The following is a 2,470-nucleotide window of genomic DNA, read 5'->3' on the forward strand; positions in this document are numbered from 1 at the left end:
GAGACAGGGAGTCGGCCACTCCGGCAGCGTCTCGTGCATCAGGGGCTGCTGGGCGGCGGTCGCCGCGACCGGCTTCAGCCAGCGCTCGAGCTCGTCACTGGTGAGCATGTTCCGGTGCAGGATGGTCATCACCGCGTGCGCGACCCGGTCGTGCTCCTCGTGCACCCACCGGTACTGCGTGTCCTTGACGATCCGGTCCGCCAGTACGTCGAGCAGCGCCCGGAGCACCCCGGCGTCGCAGTGCCGCGACCGGGCCAGCGCGCCGATCGCGTCCGCGCCGTGGGCCACGGCGTGCGCCCAGCCACAGTCAGGCACGTAGCCGCGCAGGTCGCGCTCCCGCAGCAGCCAGGTGGCCAGCCGGTCGCCCCAGCGCATCACCACCTCGTCGTGCACGAGGAACTCGGCGTTGTCGCGGTGGATCACCTCCGCGAGCGTCAGAGCGGTGAAGGAGCGGCGGAACACGGTGTCCGTGCCCTCCTCACCCAGCCCGTACGCGAGACCGGCACACAGGCCGTCACCGAAGCCCGGCAGCAGGTCGTCGTACACTCCGCGTTCCAGCCAGGTGGCCAGCGTCGGGTACGCGAGCGCGTCGCGGACCTGCGGGTTGGTGCTGGCGAGGCCGCGGACGAGCTCCTCGGTGAGGTCGGTCAGCGCACGGTCGCGCGGTACCGCGTAATCCGCGGCCATCACGTCCTGCCAGTACGTCGACTCCACCGAAGCATCCTTTCATCCGTGCCTGATCAATCAACACCTACATACACCCACTTGTCGAGCGGACCACCACGGGTACTGGTCGGGGCACGTCGCCTCATCCCCTGCGTGCTGCGCGGCACTCGGTGGGGCACATCGCCGCGTTGGAGGTCGGGGCGCGGAGAACCCCACTCCGGGCCCCGCCTCCGCCGTGCGCTGCACCTCACCGAGCACCTGCTCGCGACTGCAGGGAATGAGGAGACGTACCCCAAGGCCTCGGTAGCATCGAGGCGTGCCGTCTCTGACCGACGTGGCCCGAAACCACACCACCCTGGACCAGGCCGACCTGGACCGCCTCCACCTGCTCGTCTCCGACTGGCAGATGCTGGCCGACCTGTCGTTCGCCGACCTGGTGCTGTGGCTGCCGGACACCGAGGGCCTCGGCTTCTGGGCCGGGGCGCAGATGCGGCCCACCACCGGACCGACGGCGTACCTGGACGACATCGTCGGCAGCTTCATCCCGCGCGGCCGCCGGCACCTGCTGGACCAGGCGTACGACGGCGGCCGGATCTGCCGCGAGGGCGACCCGGAGTGGCGCGACGACGTCCCGGTCAGGGTCGAGACGATCCCGGTCCGGCGCGGTACCCGGGTGATCGCGGTGATCGCCCGGAACACGAACCTGCTCGGCGTCCGCACCCCGTCCCGGCTCGAGATCGCCTACCTGCAGAGCGCCACCGACCTGGCCAGGATGATCACCGACGGCGTCTTCCCGTACGGCGGCGAGCGTCTGCTGTCCACCACCCCACGGGTCGGCGACGGCTGCATCCGGGTCGATCGGCACGGGATGGTGACGTTCGCGAGCCCGAACGCGTTGTCGGCGTACCGGCGGATGGGGCTGGTCACCGACCTGGTCGGGAGCCGGCTGAAGGACGTCACCGGTGAGCTGCTGCAGAGCGGTCACAAGGTCGACGACGTGCTGGCGTCGGTGCTGACCGGGCGGGCCGCCAAGGAGCTCGAGATCGAGAACGAGGACGCGACGCTGTTCCTGCGGGCGATCCCGCTGCGGGCCGACGGGCAGCACGTGGGGGCGCTGATCCTGCTCCGGGACGTGACGGAGCTGCGTAGCCGGGAGCGGGAACTGGTCACCAAGGAGGCGACCATCCGGGAGATTCATCATCGCGTCAAGAACAACTTGCAGACCGTCGCCGCGTTACTCCGGATGCAGGGCCGGCGGATCACCGTACCGGAAGGCCAGGCCGCGCTGGCCGAGGCGGTCCGCCGGGTCGGGTCGATCGCGATCGTGCACGAGACGCTGTCGGAGTCGTTCGACGAGCACGTGGACTTCGACGACGTCGCCGACCGGGTCGCCGCGATGGTGGCCGACGTGTCCACGGTGGCCACCTCGGTGGAGACCAGGCGGTCCGGGAGTTTCGGCGTCCTCGACTCCGAGATCGCGACCCCGCTGGCGATGGTGCTGACGGAGCTGATGCAGAACTCGGTGGAGCACGCGTTCCGGTCCCGCGACGGTGGCGCGGCCACCGGCACGATCGAGTTGTCCGCCGAACGGTCGGTGGGCCGGCTGCACGTCACCGTCGTCGACGACGGCCAGGGCCTGCCGGCGAGCTTCGACTCGGAGCTGTCCGGCAACCTCGGCCTGTCGATCGTCCGCACCCTGGTGATCGGCGAACTGGACGGAACCCTCGACTTCGGTCCCCGGCACGACGGCCGGCCCGGCACCCAGGTCACCCTGGACATCCCAGTCAAAGACTAACCGCGCGCC

General features: G+C 70.4%; 2 protein-coding genes. One reads left to right on the forward strand and one right to left on the reverse strand.

Features of this window, described 5'->3' with window-relative positions; genetic code table 11:
* Positions 1 to 714: DUF2785 domain-containing protein (locus tag E1218_RS35435; RefSeq protein ID WP_132327400.1), on the reverse strand; the 714-nt coding region annotated here is incomplete at its 3' end.
* Positions 715 to 982: 268 nt separating this feature from the next.
* Here E1218_RS35435 and E1218_RS35440 point away from each other — a divergent pair.
* Entirely contained in the window at positions 983 to 2,461 is a 1,479-nt protein-coding gene (locus E1218_RS35440) for a sensor histidine kinase (protein ID WP_132327401.1), read from the forward strand.
* Positions 2,462 to 2,470 lie beyond the last annotated feature (9 nt).

Origin of the sequence: Kribbella turkmenica (genome assembly GCF_004348725.1) — a bacterium.
In the GTDB taxonomy this organism is placed as follows: Bacteria; Actinomycetota; Actinomycetes; order Propionibacteriales; family Kribbellaceae; genus Kribbella; species Kribbella turkmenica.